The organism is Elioraea tepidiphila DSM 17972 (assembly GCF_000378465.1).
Lineage (GTDB): Bacteria > Pseudomonadota > Alphaproteobacteria > Acetobacterales > Acetobacteraceae > Elioraea > Elioraea tepidiphila.
On record NZ_KB899912.1, the window covers coordinates 160,197 to 180,749 of the forward strand.

Annotated in this window: 19 protein-coding genes; 12 read left to right on the forward strand and 7 right to left on the reverse strand. The window is 70.8% G+C overall.

Annotation, left to right across the window (positions count from 1 at the left end):
• Position 1: 1 nt before the first annotated feature.
• The 5 genes from F563_RS0103775 (at position 2) to pheT (ending at position 6,792) form a co-directional block, all read left to right on the forward strand.
• Positions 2 to 2,407, forward strand: a complete 2,406-nt coding sequence (locus F563_RS0103775; protein ID WP_019013312.1) for a S8 family peptidase — start codon at positions 2 to 4, stop codon at positions 2,405 to 2,407.
• 193 nt (positions 2,408 to 2,600) lie between these two features.
• The gene (gene rpmI / locus F563_RS0103780; protein WP_019013313.1) at positions 2,601 to 2,801 is read left to right on the forward strand and encodes a 50S ribosomal protein L35; all 201 of its coding nucleotides are present in this window, start codon (positions 2,601 to 2,603) and stop codon (positions 2,799 to 2,801) included.
• 20 nt (positions 2,802 to 2,821) lie between these two features.
• Positions 2,822 to 3,181, forward strand: coding sequence for a 50S ribosomal protein L20 (rplT, locus tag F563_RS0103785; protein ID WP_019013314.1), 360 nt, complete (start codon positions 2,822 to 2,824; stop codon positions 3,179 to 3,181).
• Between the two features lie 112 nt (positions 3,182 to 3,293).
• Positions 3,294 to 4,367, forward strand: coding sequence for a phenylalanine--tRNA ligase subunit alpha (pheS, locus tag F563_RS0103790; protein WP_019013315.1), 1,074 nt, complete (start codon positions 3,294 to 3,296; stop codon positions 4,365 to 4,367).
• 1 nt (position 4,368) lies between these two features.
• Positions 4,369 to 6,792: a phenylalanine--tRNA ligase subunit beta gene (pheT, locus tag F563_RS0103795; protein WP_019013316.1), complete on the forward strand. Its 2,424-nt coding sequence runs from the start codon at positions 4,369 to 4,371 to the stop codon at positions 6,790 to 6,792.
• Here pheT and F563_RS0103800 read toward each other — a convergent pair.
• On the reverse strand, positions 6,789 to 7,178 hold the full coding sequence (locus F563_RS0103800) for a RidA family protein (RefSeq protein ID WP_019013317.1): 390 nt from the start codon (positions 7,176 to 7,178) through the stop codon (positions 6,789 to 6,791). The two genes, pheT and F563_RS0103800, sit on opposite strands and share 4 nt — an antisense overlap.
• Positions 7,179 to 7,303: 125 nt before the next feature.
• On the opposite strand from F563_RS0103800, the gene F563_RS0103805 reads away from it, so the two are divergent.
• Positions 7,304 to 8,302 carry a Bug family tripartite tricarboxylate transporter substrate binding protein gene (locus F563_RS0103805; protein ID WP_019013318.1) on the forward strand — a complete coding sequence of 333 codons (999 nt, stop codon included), beginning with the start codon at positions 7,304 to 7,306 and terminating at the stop codon, positions 8,300 to 8,302.
• A 17-nt stretch (positions 8,303 to 8,319) separates the two neighbouring features.
• On the forward strand, positions 8,320 to 9,681 hold the full coding sequence (locus F563_RS0103810; RefSeq protein ID WP_019013319.1) for an alpha-hydroxy acid oxidase: 1,362 nt from the start codon (positions 8,320 to 8,322) through the stop codon (positions 9,679 to 9,681).
• 100 nt (positions 9,682 to 9,781) lie between these two features.
• On the opposite strand, the gene F563_RS0103815 is transcribed toward F563_RS0103810, so the two are convergent.
• The 4 genes from F563_RS0103815 to folK form a co-directional block, all read right to left on the reverse strand.
• The gene (locus F563_RS0103815; RefSeq protein ID WP_019013320.1) at positions 9,782 to 10,513 is read right to left on the reverse strand and encodes a pyridoxine 5'-phosphate synthase; all 732 of its coding nucleotides are present in this window, start codon (positions 10,511 to 10,513) and stop codon (positions 9,782 to 9,784) included.
• Between the two features lie 28 nt (positions 10,514 to 10,541).
• Complete coding sequence (locus F563_RS0103820) at positions 10,542 to 12,722, reverse strand: RelA/SpoT family protein (protein WP_026299303.1); 2,181 nt, start codon at positions 12,720 to 12,722, stop codon at positions 10,542 to 10,544.
• An 81-nt stretch (positions 12,723 to 12,803) separates the two neighbouring features.
• Positions 12,804 to 13,190 (reverse strand): DNA-directed RNA polymerase subunit omega, encoded by a 387-nt coding sequence (rpoZ, locus tag F563_RS0103825; RefSeq protein ID WP_019013322.1) that lies wholly within the window; start codon positions 13,188 to 13,190, stop codon positions 12,804 to 12,806.
• A gap of 85 nt (positions 13,191 to 13,275) precedes the next feature.
• Positions 13,276 to 13,770: a 2-amino-4-hydroxy-6-hydroxymethyldihydropteridine diphosphokinase gene (folK, locus tag F563_RS0103830; protein ID WP_019013323.1), complete on the reverse strand. Its 495-nt coding sequence runs from the start codon at positions 13,768 to 13,770 to the stop codon at positions 13,276 to 13,278.
• 113 nt (positions 13,771 to 13,883) lie between these two features.
• Here folK and F563_RS21465 point away from each other — a divergent pair, with 113 nt between their 5' ends.
• The 3 genes from F563_RS21465 to F563_RS21470 are packed head-to-tail and all read left to right on the forward strand — an operon-like array spanning position 13,884 to position 16,382.
• Complete coding sequence (locus tag F563_RS21465; RefSeq protein WP_019013324.1) at positions 13,884 to 14,564, forward strand: LabA-like NYN domain-containing protein; 681 nt, start codon at positions 13,884 to 13,886, stop codon at positions 14,562 to 14,564.
• A complete protein-coding gene (locus F563_RS0103840) occupies positions 14,561 to 15,205 on the forward strand; it encodes a uracil-DNA glycosylase (protein ID WP_019013325.1) in 645 nt (214 codons plus the stop codon). Before F563_RS21465 ends, F563_RS0103840 begins: the two co-directional genes overlap by 4 nt.
• 7 nt (positions 15,206 to 15,212) lie before the next feature.
• Entirely contained in the window at positions 15,213 to 16,382 is a 1,170-nt protein-coding gene (locus F563_RS21470; RefSeq protein WP_019013326.1) for a multidrug effflux MFS transporter, read from the forward strand.
• Here the strand turns inward: F563_RS21470 and F563_RS0103850 are convergent.
• On the reverse strand, positions 16,374 to 16,937 hold the full coding sequence (locus F563_RS0103850; protein WP_019013327.1) for a glutathione peroxidase: 564 nt from the start codon (positions 16,935 to 16,937) through the stop codon (positions 16,374 to 16,376). The two genes, F563_RS21470 and F563_RS0103850, sit on opposite strands and share 9 nt — an antisense overlap.
• 4 nt (positions 16,938 to 16,941) lie before the next feature.
• On the reverse strand, positions 16,942 to 17,613 hold the full coding sequence (locus F563_RS0103855) for a sulfite oxidase-like oxidoreductase (RefSeq protein WP_019013328.1): 672 nt from the start codon (positions 17,611 to 17,613) through the stop codon (positions 16,942 to 16,944).
• A gap of 72 nt (positions 17,614 to 17,685) precedes the next feature.
• Between F563_RS0103855 and F563_RS21475 the strand changes: the two genes are divergently transcribed.
• The gene (locus F563_RS21475; RefSeq protein WP_019013329.1) at positions 17,686 to 19,326 is read left to right on the forward strand and encodes an acyl-CoA synthetase; all 1,641 of its coding nucleotides are present in this window, start codon (positions 17,686 to 17,688) and stop codon (positions 19,324 to 19,326) included.
• A 33-nt stretch (positions 19,327 to 19,359) separates the two neighbouring features.
• Positions 19,360 to 20,553 carry an ABC transporter ATP-binding protein gene (locus tag F563_RS0103865; RefSeq protein WP_019013330.1) on the forward strand — a complete coding sequence of 398 codons (1,194 nt, stop codon included), beginning with the start codon at positions 19,360 to 19,362 and terminating at the stop codon, positions 20,551 to 20,553.

A 20,553-nucleotide genomic window follows, 5' to 3' on the forward strand; every position in this document is an offset into this window, starting at 1 on the left:
CATGCAGCTGCGCCAGGATCCCGAAGCCATCGCCCCAGAGCGCGCGATCGTCTTCGAAGTCGCAGGGTCGCTCGCAACGTTTTACGAGGAGGCCGCACGGATCGGGCTGGAGTATCTCGCCGACGATGAACGCGAGATCGAGCCGGACGATGATTTCCGACTAACCGAGAAGCCCGATCAGCCGATCTCGGGCCGCATCTATCTTGCGATGCCTGACCTTGAAGCGCTTCGGCAGCTTGTCCGGCTTTGGGAGCGGTACAAGGCGGGCCGCCGCATGGATGGCGGGTTCGGCATGTGGACCCAGCTCTTCGGGCTCCTTAAGGACGTGCGCGCCTGGGGGCCGGAAGACAGACTGACGGCCGAGACGCTCGCGGCTTGGCAGGAACAGCTTGCCAAGGCGCCGGACAAGCCTGTCCGGTTCGATGTAGAACTTTGGTACCGCGAAAACTCTGAAACACGTGGGGCGGCGTTCCGCACATTCAGCGCAACCGTTCACCAACTTGGCGGGACCATCGTTCATCACGCCACCATTCCCGAGATTCGCTATGACGCGGCCCTAATCGATCTGCCGGCCGCGCAGATCCGCGAGCTCATCGCCAATCCGACCGTCACTCTGGCGCGCGTAAACGAAATCATGTTCATCCGCCCGCAGTCGATGGTGGCGTTCCCCGTCGACGATGAGCGGCAGGATGACCCCGCGCCCGCAGTGACAGGCGCAGCGGCGACGCAGCCGCCGATCGCAGCACTGTTAGACGGTCTCCCTGTCCAGAACCACCATCGCCTCGACAAGCGGCTTATCGTCGACGATCCCGAAGGGCTGGAACCGACCTATCTGGTTGCAGCACGCAAGCACGGCACCGAGATGGCCTCGCTAATCATCCACGGCGATATCAATCGGCGTGAACCCCCACTCCGGCGCCCCCTCTACGTCCGCCCGATCATGGAGCCGGTTCGAACCCCGAATGGATGGGAAGAGAGAACGCCAAGCGATCGGTTGCTCGTCGATCACGTCTACCGTGCTGTGCGGCGGATGAAGGAAGGGGAGGCGGACGAACCCCCGACCGCGCCGACGGTCTTCCTGATCAACCTCTCGTTGGGTGACGAGAACCGTCAATTCAGTGGCCCGATGAGCCCCTGGGCACGCCTGCTGGACCATCTCGCCCATCGGTACAACGTCCTCTTCCTCGTCAGTGCGGGGAATGTTCGCGACTCGCTCGCTGTCGCCGCCTTTCCGACCTGGACTGCCTTCGAAATGGCAACGCTCGCAGATCGTGAGCGCGCGCTGTTCGCAGCCTTGGACGCCCAGAAGGCGACTCGGACCATTCTGTCGCCGGCCGAGGCGATGAACGTGTTGACCGTCGGTGCGGCTCACCGGGACGCCATGCCGTCGGGAGGGTCAATTGCAAGCGGGGCGGACCCCATAGCCAACACCGACCTACCCAACCTGTCGTCCAGGCTCGGCCTCGGCTTTCGAAAGGTCATCAAGCCCGATCTGCTTGTGGACGGCGGGCGGGAGTACGTCCGCTGGACCTCGACAAACCCGAATCTTCACGTGGTGCCAGTCCGTCAGGCAGCGCGCGCCTTTGGGCTGATGGCCGCTGCTCCCGATCCGCTCGGCGATCTGTCAAAGACGGCCTTGACTTGGGGTACGAGCGCCGCAACGGCTTTGGCGACGCGCGCCGGTCATCTGGTCTTCGACGCCGTAACGGACCAGAATGAAAATGCCATGCTGGCGGACACGCCGCCTCAGTATCTGCCGCTCATCGTAAAGGCGCTTCTGGTCCATGGCTCTGCGTGGGGCGCCGGCGCCTCGGTCATCGAAGGTCTGTCCACCGGTAGGCACCATGCCAAGAAGGATAACGTCAGCCGCTATGTCGGGCACGGCGTGCTCGACGCGACCCGAATTATCGCATGTACGGCAGAGCGTGCTACTTTGGTCGGCTACGGCGAGATCACTCCGGGCTCGGCGAGCCTTTACCGCATCCCGCTCCCGCCCAGTCTCGAGGGCGTGCTCGAGCCGCGGTCGGTGACCGTTACGCTGGCTTGGTTCTCGCCCATCAACCCACGCCACCAGGGCTATCGAATGGTCGCTCTGGATGCGAGGCCCGGTGGCGACCCAAGATTCTCCCTCGGTGTCGACCGTGCTCGAGACCAGCCACATGACAAGGCGATCGGTCGAGGGACCATCTTCCACGACCGCCGCGAAGGCAGGCGCGCAGCGCCCTACGTGGACAAGGGAGACATGCTTCTTCGGATTGCTGCGCGCGAGACGGCTGGCGAGTTCAAGGGTCGGGTGCGTTACGCTTTGGCGGTGAGCATCGAGGTGGGTGTCGGGTCGACGATCGCCGTTTATGACGAAGTGCGGGCGGCGGTGCTCGCCAGGATACGGCTACCGGTCGGCCCGTAATCATCTTATGATGGAGCTACGGGCCAATCTTTGCAGACGTCCGCAGCCGGGCCTGAACCATAGCCCTCCCCCCCTTGCCCCCCGTCCCCCGCGGCCCTATAAGCCGCGGCTCTGCGCGCGCCGGGCCCCTGGGGCATGCCCGGCCGCCTTCGGTTGCGCCCGCGCGACCCCCTCGGACGAAAGGATGGACCAAATGCCCAAGCTCAAGACGAAATCGAGCGTCAAGAAGCGCTTCAAGATCACCGCCACCGGCAAGGTGCTCGCGGGCCCCGGCTTCAAGCGCCACCAGCTCACCGCCAAGGCGCAGAAGATGAAGCGCCAGGGCCGCGGCAGCCAGGTGCTCACGGACCAGGACGCGCGCACGGTGAAGCAGTGGGCGCCCTACGGGCTCTGATCGCGGAAGGACGCTAGACAATGGCACGCGTGAAGCGGGGCGTGACGGCCCATGCCCGTCACAAGAAGGTTCTCGAGCGGGCGAAGGGCTTCCGTGGCCGCGCCGGCACCACCATCCGGATGGCGAAGCAGAAGGTCGAGAAGAGCCTTCAGTACGCCTACCGCGACCGCAAGGTGAAGAAGCGCGAGTTCCGCGCCCTCTGGATCCAGCGCATCAATGCCGCCGTGCGCGAGAAGGGGCTGACCTACAGCCAGTTCATCGCCGGGCTGAAGGCGGCCGGCCTGGAGCTCGACCGCAAGGTGCTGGCCGAGCTCGCCTTCAACGAGCCGGCGGCGTTCGCCGCCGTCGTGGACAAGGCCGCGGCCGCGCGCGCCGTCTGATCCGCTCCGCGCAGGCAGCCGCCACACCAACCCTGCCCGCGCGGAGCGATTGACGATGACGACGTAAGGGGCTGCCGGCCTGCCGGCGGCCCTTTTTCGCTTGGGAACTCCGATGACCGACGATCTCGCCGCACTGCGTGACGAAACCCTCGCCAAGGTCGAGGCGGCCGGCGACCTCGCCGCACTCGACGCCGTGCGGGTCGCGGCCCTGGGCAAGAACGGCGCGGTGACGGCGCTGATGAAGGGCCTCGGCGCGGTTGCGCCCGAGCAGCGGAAGGAGCGTGGCGCGGCGCTGAACGCGCTCAAGGACGCGATCGCCGCCGCCCTCGATGCCCGGCGCGCGGCGCTGGAGGACGCGGCGCTGGACGCGCGCCTCGCGGCCGAGCGGCTCGACATCACGCTCCCGCCCCGCCCCGCGCCCGAGGGGCTGATCCACCCGATCAGCCGCACCATCGAGGAGATCGTCGCGATCTTCGGCGCCATGGGCTTCACGGTCGCGGAAGGGCCGGACATCGAGGATGACTGGCTGAACTTCGGCGCGCTCAACATCCCCGCGCACCACCCCGCGCGGCAGGACCACGACACCTTCTACATGCCCGGCCGCACGCCCGAGGGGCGCGAGAAGGTGCTGCGCACGCACACGAGCCCGGTGCAGATCCGCGCCATGCTGAACCGGCCCCCGCCGATCCGCGTGATCGCGCCCGGCCGCACCTACCGCGCCGACCACGACGCCACGCACTCGCCCATGTTCCACCAGGTCGAGGGGCTGGCGATCGGGCGCGACATCACGCTCGCGCATCTGAAGGGCTGCATCGTCGACTTCCTGCGCGCGTTCTTCGGCATCCCCGACCTGCCGGTGCGCTTCCGCTCCTCCTACTTCCCGTTCACCGAGCCCTCGATGGAGGTGGATATCGGCTGGAACCGCCGCACCGGCGAACTCGGCCGCGGCGGCGACTGGCTGGAGATTCTCGGCTCCGGCATGGTGCACCCGAAGGTGCTGGAGGCGGGCGGGGTCGATCACACCGAGTGGCAGGGCTTCGCCTTCGGCATGGGGATCGAGCGCGTGGCGATGCTGAAGCACGGCATCACCGACCTGCGCCCGTTCTACGAGAGCGACATCCGCTGGCTGCGCGCGACCGGGTTCCGCCCCGAGGATGTCGCGAGCCTCGCGACGGGACTCAACTGAGATGAAGGTCTCGCTCTCCTGGCTGAAGACGCATCTCGACACCGAGGCGTCGCTCGACCGTGTGCTCGACACGCTGAACGCGATCGGGCTGGAGGTGGAAGGGGTCGAGAATCGCGGCGCCGCACTCGCCGGGTTCCGCATCGCGCATGTGGTGGAGGCGAAGCCGCACCCGAACGCCGATCGCCTGCGCGTCTGCAAGGTCGATGGCGGCGACGGCAAGCTGCTCAACATCGTCTGCGGCGCGCCGAACGCGCGCACGGGCATGAAGGGCGTGCTCGCGCTGCCCGGGGCGTTCATTCCGGGCACGGGGATCACGCTGAAGGTCGGGCAGATCCGCGGCGAGCCGTCGGAGGGGATGCTGCTGTCGGCGCGCGAGATGGCGCTCGGCGAGGATCACAGCGGCATCGTCGAGCTGCCCGGGGATGCGCCGGTCGGGGCGGAGTATGCGCGCTGGGCGGGGCTCGCCGATCCGGTGATCGAGATCGCGGTGACGCCGAACCGGGGCGATGCGCTCAGCGTGCGCGGGATCGCGCGCGATCTCGCCGCCGCAGGGATCGGCACGCTCAGGCCCTGGTCCGCGCCCGCGGTGCCGGCGGCGTATCGGAGCCCCGTGCGCTGGGCGACCGAGACCCCCGGCTGTCCCTGGGTGCTGGGCCGGCACTTCCGCGGCGTGCGGAACAGTCCCTCGCCGGAATGGCTGAAGCGGCGGCTGGAGAGCATCGGGCTCCGGCCGATCAGCCGGCTGGTGGACATCACCAACTTCTTCACCTTCGACCTGGGCCGTCCGCTGCATGTGTTCGATGCGGGCAAGCTCGCGGGCAACGTGCTGACCATGCGGCAGGGCCGCGGCGAGACCTTCGCCGGTCTGCACGGCAAGGAGGTCACGGCGACGGAGGCCGACACGGTGATCGCGGATGCGTCCGGCGCGCTCGCGCTCGCCGGCGTGGTGGGCGGCGCGTCCACCGGCTGCACCGACGCGACGACCGAGGTGTTCCTCGAAGTCGCGCTGTTCGATCCGGTGGCGATCGCCAACACCGGCCGCCGCCTCGGCATCCAGACCGACGCGCGCTACCGGTTCGAGCGCGGCATCGACGCCGGCCTCATGCGGGAGGCGACCGAGGCGGCGACGCGCATGATCCTCGATCTCTGCGGCGGCGAGGCCTCCGAGGTGGTGGAGGCCGGCGCCGAGCCCGACACGCGCCGCACCGCGACGTTGCGCTACGCGCGCCTCGCCGAGTTCGGCGGCCTGCCCGTGCCGCCCGAGGAGGCGACGCAGATTCTCGAGCGCCTCGGCTTCGTCCCGACCGCGCGCGACACCGACCGCGTCACCGTCGTGGTGCCGTCCTGGCGCAACGACTGCGCCGGCGCGCCGGATGGGCAGGCCGAGTACGACCTGATCGAGGAGGTGCTGCGCATCGTCGGGCTCGAGACCGTGCCGGCCGCGCCGATGCCGCCGCTCACCGACGAGGCCGGTCGCGCGCGCGTGGTGCCGGGCGTGTCGGTGACGCCGGGAATGGGCCGCGCGATCACCGCGCGCCGCGTGCTCGCCGGGCGCGGCATGACCGAGTGCGTCACCTTCAGCTTCATGGACAGCCGGGTGGCGGCGCTGTTCGGCGGCGGCGATCCGGCGCGGATGCTGGCGAACCCGATCGCGTCCGATCTCGACGCGATGCGGCCCTCCATCATCGGCACGCTTGCACTCGCGGCCGCGCGCAACGCCGCGCGCGGCTATCCGGACGTGGCGCTGTTCGAGACCGGCCCCGCCTTCCAGGGGGGAGAGCCGGGCGAACAGACGCTCTGCGCTGCGGGGCTCCGCGCCGGCGCCTCGCCGCGCCACTGGGCGGCGCCCGCGCGCAAGGTCGATGCGCTGGACGCGAAGGGCGATGCGCTCGCGGTGCTGGCGGCACTGGGCATGAATCTCGACGGCGTACAGGCGGTGCCGGAACCGCCCGCCTGGCTGCACCCGGGCCGCGGCGGCGTGCTGCGCGCGGGGCCGAAGGTGACGCTCGGCGTGTTCGGCGAGCTCCATCCGCGCGTGCTGAAGGCGCTCGACCTCGAAGGCCCGGTGGCGGTGTTCGAGCTCGATCTCGGCGCGGTGCCGGAGCCCAGGCGGAAGAAGCGTGGCAACCCGCAACTGCCGGCGTTCCAGCCGCTCGTGCGCGACTTCGCCTTCGTGGTGGATGAGTCCGTCGCGGCCGAGGCGCTGATGCGTGCCGCGCGCGCCGCCGACCGCGCGCTGATCGAGAGCGTCGCGCTGTTCGACGTCTATCGCGGCAAGGGGATCGAGGACGGCAGGAAGAGTCTCGCGATCGCAGTGACCTTGCAGCCGCGCGAGAAGACGCTGACGGATGCCGAGATCGAGGCGGTGGCGCAGAAGATCGTCGCCTCGGTGGCGAAGGCGACCGGGGCGGTGCTGCGGGCCTAGCCCTCCTCCCCCAGATACGCCGTCGCATCGATCTCGACGAGGCAGTCGGGCGAACCCAGCCCCTGCACGATGCACGAGACGCGATGCGGCGGGTCCTCGGCGAAGTTCGCGAAATAGACCTCGTTCATCGGCGCCCACCAGGCGCGGTCGGTGACATAGACCGTGCACTTCACCACGTCGCGCAAGCTGCCGCCCGCCTCCTCGATCAGCGCGCGGATGTTGTCGATCGCCTGCTGCGTCTGCGCCCGCGCATCGCCGAGTGCGTAGGTGCCGTCGGGCCGCGCGCCGGTGCAGCAGACGAACATGAACCCGCCGGCGACCGTGGCCTGCGCGATGGGGACCTTGAACGGACGGACGCGGGGTGACGTGACGGTACGCTTGGCCATGAAGGTCTCTCCGGTCTGATGCCGCGCCCACGCTATGCGTCGCACCCCGACGGGTAAATGGGGCGCGTTGACACGGCGCACGGCGCCCTCGAAGGTCAGCCAAAGGACCAAGGAGAGGGATCGCCATGATGCAGCGCCGGTCGATGATCGCAGGAGTGATGCTCGCGCCGTGGCTCGCCCCGCCTGCCAGCGCCCAGATCATCGACGGCGGACGGCCGATCCGCCTGATCGTTCCGTTCCCCCCGGGCGGTGCGGCGGACGCGATCGGACGCCTCTACGCCGATGCGATCACCGCCGCGACCGGACAGACCTTCGTCATCGACAACCGCGGCGGCGCGAACGGACTGCTCGGTGTGCAGGCTGTGACGCGCGCCGTGCCCGACGGCACGACGCTCGGCGTGCTCAACATCTCGTTCTTCACCGCGCTGCCGCTGATGCTCGCGCGCTCGCCCTACGATCCGACGCGTGACCTCACGCCGATCACGCGCCTCGTAACGACCACCACGCTCTGCGCCGTGACGGCCGAGCGCGCACGCGAGCGCGGGTGGAGCGACTTCCGCAGCCTGATCGCCTGGGCGAAGCAACCGGGCAATCAGGTGACCAAGGGCTCGGCCGGCAACGGCTCACCCGGCCATCTCTTGATCTCGACCATCGCGAACCGGACCGGCGCGGACATACTGCACGTGCCCTATCGCGGCGGCGCGCCTGCCCTGACCGATCTCCTCGGCGGGCAGATCGACATGGTGTTCGACTTCATGCCGGCGCTGATGCCGCATGTCCGCGCCGGCCGGCTGGTGCCGCTCGCGGTCGGCAGCCGGGCACGTTTCCCGCTGATGCCCGAGGTGCCCGGGCTCGGTGAGTTCGCCGATCTCGGCATCGGCGATCTCGACCTGCAGAGCTGGAACGCGCTCGCCGGCCCTGCCGGCCTGCCGCGAGCAGTGATCGACGGCATCTTCGCCGGCGTGGCGAAGGCGGCGCAGTCGGCGGAGCTGGCGACGCGCCTGCGCGACGTCGGCATGGTCGTCTCGGTCTCCGCGAGCCCCGACGAGGTTGTCGCCGACATCGCCCGCGATACGCCGATCTGGCGCGAGATGGTCGAGGTGTCGGGCGCCCGGATCGAGTAGACGCGAGCGTCCTGCGGGTGTCGCAAACCAGCGTCGAGCACCTCGGCGCCGATCCCCGCTCGACAGAGGGCCCAGGCGGCGGCACCGTTCCGCCGGACACTCCGGAGGGCAATCCGATCAGCACGCGCACCCTCGACCCCGCGACCGCTCCCGCGGCCCAGCCGCCCCGCCGCGCCCCGCGCGCCGGCTTCAACTACGCCGAGGGCAGGGCCGTCAGCATCCCTCGGCGGTTGCGCGGCATCCTGTCGTTGCAGGACCTCGAACCGGCCGCGCGCCGGCATCTGCCGCGGCCGCTGTTCGGTTTCGTCGCCGGCGCGGCCGAGGAGAATGCCGCGATCGGCGACAACCGCGCGGCCTTCGCCGAATGGGGGCTGGTGCCCCGCGTGCTCCGCAATGTCTCGCGCCGGACGACCGAGGCGGAGCTGTTCGGCCAGCGCTGGACCGTGCCCTTCGGCATCGCGCCGATGGGCATTTCTGCGCTGATCGCCTATCGCGGCGACCTGGTGCTGGCGCGCGCCGCCGCCGAGGCCGGGATCGTCAACATCATGAGCGGCTCGTCGCTGATCCGGCTCGAGGAGGTCGCGGCGGCCGCGCCCGAGAGCTGGTTCCAGGCCTACTTGCCCGGCGATCCGGAGCGCATCCTCGGCCTCATCGACCGGGTCGCAGCCGCGGGCTTCGGCACGCTGGTGGTCACGGTCGACGTGCCGGTGGCGGCGAACCGCGAGAACAACATCCGCTCGGGCTTCTCGACGCCGCTGCGGCCGAGCCTGCGCCTCGCCTGGGATGGGGCGATCCGGCCGCGCTGGCTGCTCGGCACGGCGGCGCGCACCCTCGTGAAGCACGGCATGCCGCATTTCGAGAACTCCTTCGCGCATCGCGGTGCGCCGATCCTCGCGCGCCAGGCGCTGCGCGACTTCTCCAGCAAGGATCATTTCGACTGGAGCCATATCGCGCTGATCCGTGAGCGCTGGCGCGGCCGGCTGGTGATCAAGGGCATCCTCGATCCCGAGGATGCGCGGATCGCGCGCGCGCAGGGCGTGGACGGGATCATCGTCTCGAACCATGGCGGGCGGCAGCTCGACTATGCGGTCTCGGCGCTGCGGATGCTGCCCGAGGTGGTGCAGGCCGTGGGCGACCTGCCGGTGATGCTGGATGGGGGCGTGCGGCGCGGCACGGATGTGCTGAAGGCGATCGCCTTGGGTGCGCGCTACGTCTTCATCGGCCGCCCGTTCCTCTACGCCGCGGCAATCGGTGGCGAGGACGGGGTGGCGCATGCGATCGGCCTGCTCGCGACCGAGATCAACCGCGACATGGCGCTGCTCGGGATCAACAGCCTGTCCGAGATGACGCTCGAACGGATGATGCGGCTGCGCGGTTGATGGGGTGCAGGGGCCTTGCGGCCCCTGGCGGGGGTCGGACAGCCATCGCGGCACGCCGCGATGGGACCCGGGCAGGAGGCGGAGCCCCCTGCCCTCGTTGTCAGCGGCGTGCGTTGTCCATGCGCCGGCGCATCTCGCGGATCGCGGCAGCAAGCCCGAGGAACACCGCCTCGCCCACCAGGAAGTGGCCGATGTTCAGCTCGGCGATCTCCGGGATCGCGGCGATCGGCCCGACCGTGTCGAACGACAGCCCGTGCCCGGCGTGCACTTCCAGCCCGATCGCCGTGCCGTGCCTGGCCGCCGCCCCGATGCGCGCGAGTTCGCGCTCGCGCGCCGCACCGACATGCTCGCAATACGTGCCCGTATGGAGTTCCACCACCGGCGCGCCCAGTTCGCGCGCGGCGTCGAGCTGGCGCGGATCGGCCTCGATGAACAGGCTGACGCGGATGCCCGCCTCGGCGAGTGCGGCGATCGCATCCCCCACGACGCCCTTGTTCCCGACGACATCGAGCCCGCCCTCGGTGGTGCGTTCCTCGCGCTTCTCGGGCACCAGGCAGGCGGCGTGCGGCCGCAGCGCGCGGGCGATGCCGACCATTTCCGGCGTCGCGGCCATCTCGAAGTTCAGCGGCAGCGCGATCTCGTCCTTGAGCCGGCGCATGTCGTCGTCGCGGATGTGGCGGCGGTCCTCGCGCAGATGCGCCGTGATGCCGTCGGCGCCTGCCTCCTTGGCGACGCGCGCCGCGCGCACCGGGTCAGGGTGGTCCCCGCCGCGCGCGTTGCGGATGGTCGCGACGTGATCGACGTTCACGCCGAGGCGGAGCGGGTTGGGCATCGGGTCCTTTCCTTGTCGGACGGTCAGGTCAGGCGCGGGCGCGCTCGACGGCGCTGATCTGCGGGCTTGCGCGCAGCGCGGCGATGATCTCACCGAGATGGCCAAGGTCGCGCACTTCGAGGTCGATCAGCATCTCGAAGAACTCGGGCGTGCGATTGACGATCTTGAGGTTGACGATGTTGCCCTCGCGCTTGGCGATGATGGTGGTGAGCGTCGAGAGCGCACCGGGCTGGTTGGCAGTCAGCACGGTGATGCGGCCGACATGCTTCTGCTGCGCGGTCTGGTCGAAGTCCCAGGAGACGTCGAGGAACCGTTCCGGCGTGGCGGCAAAGCTCTCCAGGGTCTGGCAGTCGGCGGTATGGATCGTGACCCCCTTGCCGGTGGTGATGATGCCGACGATGCGATCGCCCGGCAACGGGTGGCAACAGCCGGCGAAATGCACCGCCATGCCGGCGACCAGGCCGCTGATCGGCACGCTCGCCGGCCCCTCGCGGCCGGCCGGTGCGGCGGGCTTCGCCTTGGCGCGCGGCGGCGGCAGGATCGCGGGCGCGCGCGCGGTCGGACGCAGTTCCGGATAGGCGGCGAACACCACCTCGCGCGGGCCGATCGCGCCCGAGCCGACCGCGACCTGGAGGTCCTCGATGCTCGGCTGCTTGAAGGTCTTGAGCACGCCTTCCAGCACCTTCTCGCCGCCCTCCACGCCCTCCTGGCGGAAGGCCTTTACCAGCATGGAGCGGCCGAGCTCGATGTTCTGCGCGCGCTGCTGGGCGTGCACGAAGCGGCGGATGCGCGCGCGCGCCTTGCCGGTGACGACGAAGCGTTCCCAGGCCGGATTGGGCGTGTGGCCGCGCGCGGTGACGATCTCGACCTGATCGCCGTTCTGCAGTTCGGTGCGCAGCGGCATGATGCGGCCGTTGATCTTCGCGCCGACACAGGTGTCGCCGACCTCGGAGTGCACGGCATAGGCGAAGTCGACCGGGGTCGCCCCGCGCGGCAGGGTGATCAGGTCTCCCTTCGGGGTGAAGCAGAACACCTGGTCGCGGAACATCTCGAGCTTGGTGTGCTCGAGGAATTCCTCCGGCCCCGAGGCCTGCTCCAGGATCTCCAGCAGGCTGCGCAGCCAGCGGTACTGGCGCGGCGCCTCGGTCGGCTTCGGCCCCGATTCCTTGTAAGACCAGTGCGCGGCCACGCCGTATTCGGCGATCTCGTGCATCTCGCGCGTGCGAATCTGGATCTCGATCTTCTGCGCGCCGGGCAGGATCACGCCGGTATGGAGCGAGCGGTAGCCGTTCGGCTTGGGCGTGGAGATGTAGTCCTTGAACCGGCCGGGGACGACGCGGAACGCCGAGTGCACCACGCCGAGGGCGCGGTAGCAGTCATCGACGCTCTCCACCACCACGCGGAACGCCATGATGTCCGACAGTTGCTCGAACGCGACGTTGCGCCGATGCATCTTCAGCCAGATCGAGTACGGACTCTTCTCGCGCCCGGTCACCTCGGCGGCGATGCCGTGCTCGGTCATCAGGCGGCGCAGCTCCTCGGTCACGCGGTCGATCGTGTCCGCGCCCTCGCCGCGCAGGAAGGCGACGCGCGCGAGGATCGAGGCATAGGCGTCGGGCTGGAGCTCGCGGAAGGCGAGGGTTTCGAGCTCGGTCTTCACCTGGTCCATGCCGATTCGCTCGGCGAGCGGGGCGTAGATCTCCAGCGTCTCGGCGGCGATCCGGCGGCGGCGCTTCTCGTCGCGCACGAAACGGAGCGTGCGCATGTTGTGCAGCCGGTCGGCGAGCTTGACGAGCAGGACGCGGATGTCCTCGCTCATCGCGAGCACGAGCTTGCGGAAGTTCTCGGCCTGCTTGGAACGGTCGGACTGGAGTTCGAGGCGGGTGAGCTTGGTCACCCCGTCGACCAGGCGGGCGACGTCGCGGCCGAAGCCCTTCTCGACATCGGCGAGCGTGACCGGGGTGTCCTCGACCACGTCGTGCAGCAGCGCGGTCACGATCGAGTTCGAGTCCACCCGGAACCCGGTCAGGATGTTGGCGACCTCGACCGGGTGGGTGAAGTACGGATCGCCGTTGTCCCGCGTCTGGCCGACATGGGCGCGGGCGGCAAAGTCGTAGGCCTTGGTGATCAGCTCGGCGTCGGCCTTGGGGTCGTAGGCGCGCACGCGCTCGACCAGCTCGCGATCGAGGAGCGCCGTGCCGTCGGGCAAGGCCGGATCATCCTCGCGGCGCAAGCCGGCGGCCGAGGGGCCGTCCTGCCTGCGCCGTTGTCATTGCGGGGTGCTCCGGCGTCAGCCGCCGTCGAGTTCGCGGGCGATCGCGGCCTCGATGTCGTCCTCGGACACCGGGCCTTCCTCGGCCGCCTGCTCGTCGGGGGTGATGTCCATGCCGGCGAAGATGTTGCTCTCGGTCGGCAGCAGGTCCATGACCTCCTCCGAGGCGGGCTCGGGCTCGGGCAGACGCTGCAGGCTCTTGATCAGGTCGCTCCTGACGGCCTCGAGATCGATGGTCTCCTCGGCGATCTCGCGCAGCGCGACGACGGGGTTCTTGTCGTTGTCGCGATCCACGGTCAGCGCCTCGCCGCGGCTGATGTTGCGCGCGCGCTGGGCGGCGAGCATGACCAGCTCGAAGCGGTTGGGAACCTTGAGGACGCAGTCTTCGACGGTGACGCGCGCCATGCGCTCGACCCTCCGGAACTGAAGTCTGGGGTGAACCCTATCTCATAGTGGCAAAGAGCGAGGAAGGCAAGCAACCCTGACCTGTTCACGCCAGGCGGCGGCAATCCTCGTCCGGCGGCAGGGCGGCGATCAGCGCCGCGACGGTCGCGCCGGTGACGGGGTGGCACCACTGCGGCGCGACCTCCGCGAGCGGCCGCAGCACGAAGCCCCGGCCGGCGAGGCGCGGGTGCGGCAGAACGGGCGGCGGGGCGTCGCGCACCAGGCCGTTCAGGTCGAGCAGATCGAGATCGAGCACCCGCGCCGCGTCGCGCTCGCCGCGCACCCGCCCGGCCTCCGCCTCGATCGCGTTCAGCCCGGCGAGCAGCGCGGCAGGGTCGGCCTCGCCCCCATAGGCCGCGACCGCGTTGAGATAGCGGGGCTGGCCGGAGGGCGGCACCGGCGCGCTATCCCACAGCCGCGAGACCGCGCGGAAGGCAAGGCCGGGCAACGCGTTCACCCGGCCCAGCGCCCAGGCGAGGGTGGCCCGCGGCGGCGCGCCGCCGTGGCCCGGCAGATTGGCGCCGAACCCGACAAGGATCATCTGTCATTTCCCTGCAACGTGGCCGATACCCTATTCACGTCAGCATCAGGCGTGTTTAGGCTGCCGGGCCCATCGGATTCCGCGCCCGCAGACGGTTGAGGAGCCAAGAAAGAATGTTCGAGCGATCTGAGCGCGTGGCAGTGTTCATCGACGGGGCGAACTTGTATGCAGCGTCGCGCACGCTGGGGTTCGATGTCGACTACAAGTCGCTGCATGCGTTCTTCCGGACCAAAGCCTATGTGGTTCGGATGTTCTACTACACCGCCGTGCTCGAGACCGAAGAGTACACGCCCCTCAAGCCGCTCGTCGATTGGCTCGGCTACAACGGCTATACGGTCGTCACCAAGCCCGCCAAGGAGTTCACCGACTCGACCGGCCGGCGCCGGGTCAAGGGCAACATGGATATCGAGCTCGCCATCGACATGCTGGAGATGGCGCCGCATGTGAACCATGTCGTGCTGTTCTCCGGCGACGGCGATTTCCGCCGCCTGGTCGAGGCGGTGCAGCGCAAGGGTGTGCGCGTCACGGTGATCAGCACCATCCGTACCCAGCCGGTGCTGATTGCCGATGACCTGCGCCGCCAGGCCGACCAGTTCGTCGACCTCGCCGACATCATGGGCGAGTTCACCCGCCGCGTCGTGCCGCCGCGCGAGCCCGGGATGCCACGCGAGGAGCGGGTGGGCGAGCGCGTGGGCGTGACCGGCCGGCCCTTCACGGTCGAGACCGTCGGCGGACCGCGCGCCACGCCATCCGAGCCCTGGCGTGGGGTGCCGGAGACCGGCACCGCCGAGTGAGCGGCACGCCCGCGGCGCCGCCGCGCGACTGCCCGCGCTGCCCGAGGCTCGCTTCGTTCCGCGCCGAGAACCGCGCCCGCTTCGCTGCCTGGCACAACGCGCCCGTGGCCTCGTTCGGCCCGCTGGATGCGCCGCTGCTGATCGTCGGCCTCGCGCCGGGGCTGCGCGGCGCCAACCGCACCGGCCGCCCCTTCACCGGCGACTGGGCGGGGGATCTGCTCTACGCCACGTTGCTGCACTTCCGTCTCGCAGAGGGGCGCTACGAGGCGCGGCCGGATGACGGGCTCCGGCTGACGCGGGCGCGGATCTGCAACGCGGTGCGCTGCGTGCCGCCCGAGAACAAGCCGACGCCGGCCGAGATCGCCGCCTGCAACCCGTTCCTCAAGGGCGAACTCGCGGCGATGCCGCGGCTGCGGGCGGTGCTGGCCCTCGGCGGGGTCGCGCATGGCGCGGTGCTGCGCGCGCTCGGCCGGCCCGCCTCCTCCGCACGCTTCGCGCACGGCGCGCGGCACCGGCTCGACGGATTCGTGCTGGCGGACAGCTATCATTGCAGCCGCTACAACACGAACACCGGGCGGCTGACGGAGGCGATGTTCCACGCGGTGTTCGACGAACTGATGCCGATCCTGGGCGCGCCTTGAGCCCGCCGTGACGCCACCAGTCTCGCTGCTTGCGGCGCTCGTCTCGCTCGGCCCGCTGTCGACCGATCTCTACCTGCCCGCGCTGCCGGCCATCGCCGCCGCCTTCGGCACGGACGCGGCCGGCGTGCAGTGGACGCTCTCGGGCTTCCTGCTCGGCTTCGCCCCCGCCCAGCTCCTCTACGGGCCCCTCGCCGACAGGTTCGGCCGCCGCCCCGCCACGGCGGTCGGGCTCACGATCTATCTCGCCGCCACCCTCGCCTGCGCGCTCGCGCCGAGCCTCGGCTGGCTGGTGGCCGCCAGGGTCGTGCAGGCGGTCGGCTCCTGCGGCGGCCCGGTGGTAGCGCGCGCGATCGTGCGTGATACGACCGATCCGCCCCGCGCGGCCGCCGTGTTCGCCACCATCGCCGGGCTGATGGCGCTCGCACCCGCGGCCGGGCCGGTGCTGGGCGGGCTGGTCGTGGCGCTTGCCGGCTGGCGCGCGGCGTTCTGGCTGCTCGCACTGCTCGCGGGCGCGATCGCGCTGGCGGCCGCACGGTTCCTGCCCGAAACCGTGCCCGCGCTCGACCGCACCGCACTCGACCCGGCCCGGCTCGCCGCCGCCTATGCCGCGCTCCTGCGGCATCGCGGCTTTCTCAGCCACGCGGCGATCGCGACCTTCACCTACACGGGGCTGTTCTGCTTCATCTCGGGCTCGTCGCATGTGGCGCAGACGGGGCTCGGCCTCGGGCCGCAAGGCTACGGTCTGCTGTTCGCCGCCGCGGTCGCTGGCTACATCGCCGGCAGCGCGCTCGCCCGCCGGATCAGCCCGCGTCTCGGCGTGCGCCGGATGCTGTATCTCGGCGTCGGGCTCTGCGGGGCCTTCGGCTGGTCCGGGCCGGCCGCACTCGCGCTGTTCGGCTCCTCGATCGCCACTGTCACCCTGCCGATGGTGCTCTACATGGTGGCCTTCGCACTTGCCCAGCCGAACGCGCAATCGGGCGCGGTCGCGCCGTTCCCGCACATGGCGGGGCGCGCCTCGGCGCTGCTCGGCTTCCTGCAATGGGGCACGGCCGCCTTCGGCGGACTCGCGGTCGCCCAGGCGCTGGACGCCGAGGGCTGGACCATGGCGCTCGGCATCGCCGCCTCGGCCAGCCTCGCCGTCGTGGCCCTCGCGTTCCTGCCGCGCGGCTCAGGCTGAGGGCGCGGGAGCGGCGAGCGCGGCCTCGATCGCGCCGATCAGCTCGGGGCTGTCGGGCGTCGTGCGCGAGCCCCAGGCGCCGGCGATCCTGCCCGCCCGGTCCACCAGGTATTTGTGGAAGTTCCAGCGCGGCGGCCCGGACGCGGCCGCCGCCCAGCGGTAGAACGGGTGCGCGTCGCGCCCGGTCACGCGGCTCAGGGTCGCGAGCGGGAACTCGACGCCGAACTCCACCTCGCAGAACTGCTTGATCGCGGCGTTGTCCTCGCGCTCCTGGCGGAAGTCGTTCGAGGGCACGCCGATCACGACCAGGCCGCGCGCCTCGTAGCGCTCGTGCAGCGCCTGCAGCCCGGCATACTGCCCGGTGAAGCCGCAAAACGAGGCCGTGTTCACCACCAGCAGCGGCCGGCCGCGCCATCGCGCGAGCGGCATCGGCCCGCCCTCGATCGAGTCGAAGCTGAAGTCCCACGCCGTATGCTCGGCCGCCAGGGCCGGGTCCGGGCGGAACGGCGCGAGCGCCACGCCGAGAGCGCCAACCAGGCCGAGGGCCCGCCGCATGCGGTCAACCATATCGCTCCTCCATCCACGGATCGCCGTGGTTGTGATAGCCGCGCGTCTCCCAGAAGCCCGGCTGATCCTCGGCCGCGAACGTGATGCGGCGGACCCACTTCGCGCTCTTCCAGAAATAGAGCCTGGGGATGACCACGCGCAGCGGCCCGCCATGGCGACGATCCAAGGGTGCGCCATCCCAACCATGCGCCAGCATCACGTCGTCGTCAGCGAAGGCGGGCATCGGCACGTTGGTGGTGTAGCCGTCGGAGGACTGGAACAGCACGTGCCGCGCCTCCGGCCTGGGCTTCACCGCCGCGAGGAGGTCGGTGGCGCGCACGCCCGACCAGCGGTTGTCGTAGCGGCTCCAGGCGGTGACGCAGTGGATGTCGGACACGTCCTCCGACTGCGGCAGCGCCATCAGCCCGTCCCAGTCCAGCACCATCGGGGTCTCGACCAGGCCGTCCACGATCAGGCGGAACGTCTCGCGCGGAATCGCGGGCTGCACGCCGAGATCGAGCACGGGCCAGTCGCGCACCAGGCGCTGGCCGGGCGGCAGCCGGTCCACCTCGCGGGTGCCATGCGCGCCGGTCAGCAGCCGCCCCTCGCGCGCCCAGTCCTGCTTCCTCGCGATCAGCTTGTCGCGGATCGCGCCGAAGACGCCGCTCTCGCCACTCTTCGCCATCGTCAGTCCTTCCGCGTCGGGATAGGTTTGTCTGCCGGGCTTCGCTGCAAGACCCCGGGAGGATACGCGCGCGTGCTGCCGCCCGCACCCAGCGACTACGCCGATCTGATCGCCCGCTTCGCCTGGACGATCCCGGCGCGGTTCAACATCGCCGAGGCGTGCTGCGACCGCTGGGCCGACGGGACCGGCCGCACGGCGCTGATCCATCTCGCCGCCGAGGGCGTGCGGCGCTGGAGCTTCGACGATCTGCACGCGGCCTCGTGCCGGCTTGCCAACGTGCTCGCCGCGGGCGGGATCGGCCGTGGCGACCGGGTCGGCATCCTGCTGCCGCAGCGCCCGGAGGCGGCGGTCGCGCATCTCGCCGCCTACCGCCTCGGCGCGATCGCGGTGCCGCTGTTCGTGCTGTTCGGGCCCGAGGCGCTGGCCTACCGGCTGGGCGACTCCGGCGCCGCGGCGGTGATCACCGACGAGGAGGGTGCGGCCAAGCTCGACGCGCTGCGGGACGGTCTGCCGGCACTCGGCCGCGTGCTGTCGGTCGATGGTCCCGCCCCAGGCGCCGAGGACCTGCCGCGCCTGCTGGCGCGCGCCTCGCCCGATCACGCCTGCGCCGATACGTCCGCCGACGACCCGGCGATCATCATCTACACCTCCGGCACGACCGGCCCACCCAAGGGCGCGCTGCACGCCCAGCGCGTGCTGCTCGGCCACCTGCCCGGCGTCGAGCTGCCGCACGAGCTGTTCCCCCGACCGGGCGACCTGTTCTGGACGCCGGCCGACTGGGCCTGGATCGGCGGTTTGCTCGACGTGCTGCTGCCGAGCCTGTTCCACGGCGTGCCGGTGCTGGCGCACCGCATGGCGAAGTTCGACGCGGACGCCGCCTTCGCCCTGATGGCGCGGCACGGCGTGCGCAACGTGTTCATGCCGGCGACCGCGCTTCGGATGCTGCGCGCGGCGCGGCCGCCTGCCGGCCTGGCCGTGCGGTCGGTGGCTTCCGGCGGCGAAACCCTGGGCGAGGAACTGCTCGACTGGGGCCGCGCCACCTTCGGCCTGACCATCAACGAGTTCTACGGCCAGACCGAGTGCAACCTGGTGGTCTCGAACTGCGCCGGCCTCTATCCCGTGCGCCCGGGTTCCATGGGCCGGCCCGTGCCGGGCCACGACGTCGCGGTGATCGGTCCCGCGGGCGAGCGCCTGCCGCCCGGCGCGCTCGGCGACATCGCGATCCGCCGCCCCGACCCGGTGATGTTCCTCGGCTACTGGAACAATCCGGACGCGACCGCGCGCAAGTTCCGGGCCGACTGGCTGGTCACCGGCGATCAGGGCACCGTGGACGAGGACGGCTACCTGCGCTTCGTCGGCCGCGACGACGACGTGATCACCTCCGCCGGCTACCGGATCGGGCCGGGCGAGATCGAGGACTGCCTGAACCGCCACCCCGCAGTGTTGATGTCGGCGGCGATCGGCAAGCCCGACGCGGTGCGCACCGAGATCGTCAAGGCGTTCGTGGTGCTGCGCGAGGGGATCGCGCCGTCTAGGGCACTCGCGGCCGAGATCCAGGGCTTCGTGCGCACCCGCCTCGCGGCGCACGAATACCCGCGCGAGATCGCTTTCGTCGACTCGCTGCCGCTCACCACCACGGGCAAGATTATCCGCCGCGCGCTGCGCGATGGCGAGCGCGCTGTCATCGAACGATCACGGGCCGGGCCGGGATAGCATCGCTATAGGGCCACGGCGTCGCAGGGGTGCATGGGCGTGAGGGACTCGGGCAGGCTGGCGGACGGCGTGGTGCTGTCGGGCATCGCCAAATCGTTCGGGCCGACGCGCGTGCTGGAGGCGATCGACCTCGCGATCGAAGGCGGCGAGTTCCTCACCCTGGTCGGCCCGTCGGGCTGCGGCAAGTCCACGCTCTTGCGCATCATCGCCGGGCTCGAGACCGCGGATGCCGGCTCGGTCGCGATCGGCGGGCGGAGCGTGGATCATTTGCGCCCCGACGAGCGGGACGTTGCGATGGTGTTCCAGTCCTACGCGCTCTACCCGCACATGACGGTGGCGGGAAACATGGCGACCCCGCTGGAGATGCGCCGGCTCACCCTCGCCGAGCGGCTGCCGCTGATCCGGCATCTCTCGCCGCGCCGGCCGCGCGTGATGCGCGGCATCATGGCCGAGGTGCGCGCGGTCGCCGAGACCCTGCAGATCGCCCATCTGCTCGACCGCAAGCCCGCGCAGCTCTCGGGCGGGCAGCGCCAGCGCGTGGCGCTGGGCCGCGCCATGGTGCGCCGCCCGCGCGTGTTCCTGATGGACGAGCCGCTGTCCAATCTCGACGCGGCGTTGCGCGTGCACATGCGGAGCGAACTCGCCGAGCTGCACGCCCGCCTCGGCATCACCTTCATCTACGTCACCCACGACCAGGTGGAGGCGATGACGATGTCGAGCCGGGTCGCGCTGATGGACCAGGGCCGCATCCTCCAGCTTGGCACCCCCGCCGATCTCTACGACCGGCCGGCGACGGTCGCGGTCGCGCGCTTCATCGGCTCGCCGCCGATCAACCTGCTCGAAGGCGAGGCCGACGGCACGGGCGGTGTGCGCATCGACGGGGTGCGGCTGCCGATCGCGCCCGGGGTGGCGGCGGGCACGCGCGTCACCGTCGGCATCCGGCCCGAGGCGCTGCATCCGGCGCCGGCGCGCCACGACGGGCCGGTGCTGCGCGCGCGGCTGAAGCGCGCCGAGAACCTGGGCGCGGAGTGGATGCTGCACGCCACCCTCGCCGGCGCGGGAGACGCGCCGCTGGTCGTGCGCATCACCGCCGCCGAGCACGATGCCGCCGCCGCGGCGGGACTGCTCGGCGAAGACCTCGCGCTCGCGGTTGCACCGGCGGGGACGCATCTGTTCGGCGCCGACGGCGCGCGCATCGCCGTGCGCCGCCTCGCCGGGGTGGCGTGA

Bases quoted from the DNA above. Each gene is read 5' to 3' on its own strand.
- F563_RS0103775 (WP_019013312.1), top strand. From the start codon at position 2: ATGCAGCTGCGCCAGGATCCCGAAGCCATCGCCCCAGAGCGCGCGATC.
- rpmI (WP_019013313.1), top strand. From the start codon at position 2,601: ATGCCCAAGCTCAAGACGAAATCGAGCGTCAAGAAGCGCTTCAAGATC.
- rplT (WP_019013314.1), top strand. From the start codon at position 2,822: ATGGCACGCGTGAAGCGGGGCGTGACGGCCCATGCCCGTCACAAGAAG.
- pheS (WP_019013315.1), top strand. From the start codon at position 3,294: ATGACCGACGATCTCGCCGCACTGCGTGACGAAACCCTCGCCAAGGTC.
- pheT (WP_019013316.1), top strand. From the start codon at position 4,369: ATGAAGGTCTCGCTCTCCTGGCTGAAGACGCATCTCGACACCGAGGCG.
- F563_RS0103800 (WP_019013317.1), bottom strand. From the start codon at position 7,178: ATGGCCAAGCGTACCGTCACGTCACCCCGCGTCCGTCCGTTCAAGGTC.
- F563_RS0103805 (WP_019013318.1), top strand. From the start codon at position 7,304: ATGATGCAGCGCCGGTCGATGATCGCAGGAGTGATGCTCGCGCCGTGG.
- F563_RS0103815 (WP_019013320.1), bottom strand. From the start codon at position 10,513: ATGCCCAACCCGCTCCGCCTCGGCGTGAACGTCGATCACGTCGCGACC.
- rpoZ (WP_019013322.1), bottom strand. From the start codon at position 13,190: ATGGCGCGCGTCACCGTCGAAGACTGCGTCCTCAAGGTTCCCAACCGC.
- folK (WP_019013323.1), bottom strand. From the start codon at position 13,770: ATGATCCTTGTCGGGTTCGGCGCCAATCTGCCGGGCCACGGCGGCGCG.
- F563_RS21465 (WP_019013324.1), top strand. From the start codon at position 13,884: ATGTTCGAGCGATCTGAGCGCGTGGCAGTGTTCATCGACGGGGCGAAC.
- F563_RS0103850 (WP_019013327.1), bottom strand. From the start codon at position 16,937: ATGCGGCGGGCCCTCGGCCTGGTTGGCGCTCTCGGCGTGGCGCTCGCG.
- F563_RS0103855 (WP_019013328.1), bottom strand. From the start codon at position 17,613: ATGGCGAAGAGTGGCGAGAGCGGCGTCTTCGGCGCGATCCGCGACAAG.
- F563_RS0103865 (WP_019013330.1), top strand. From the start codon at position 19,360: ATGGGCGTGAGGGACTCGGGCAGGCTGGCGGACGGCGTGGTGCTGTCG.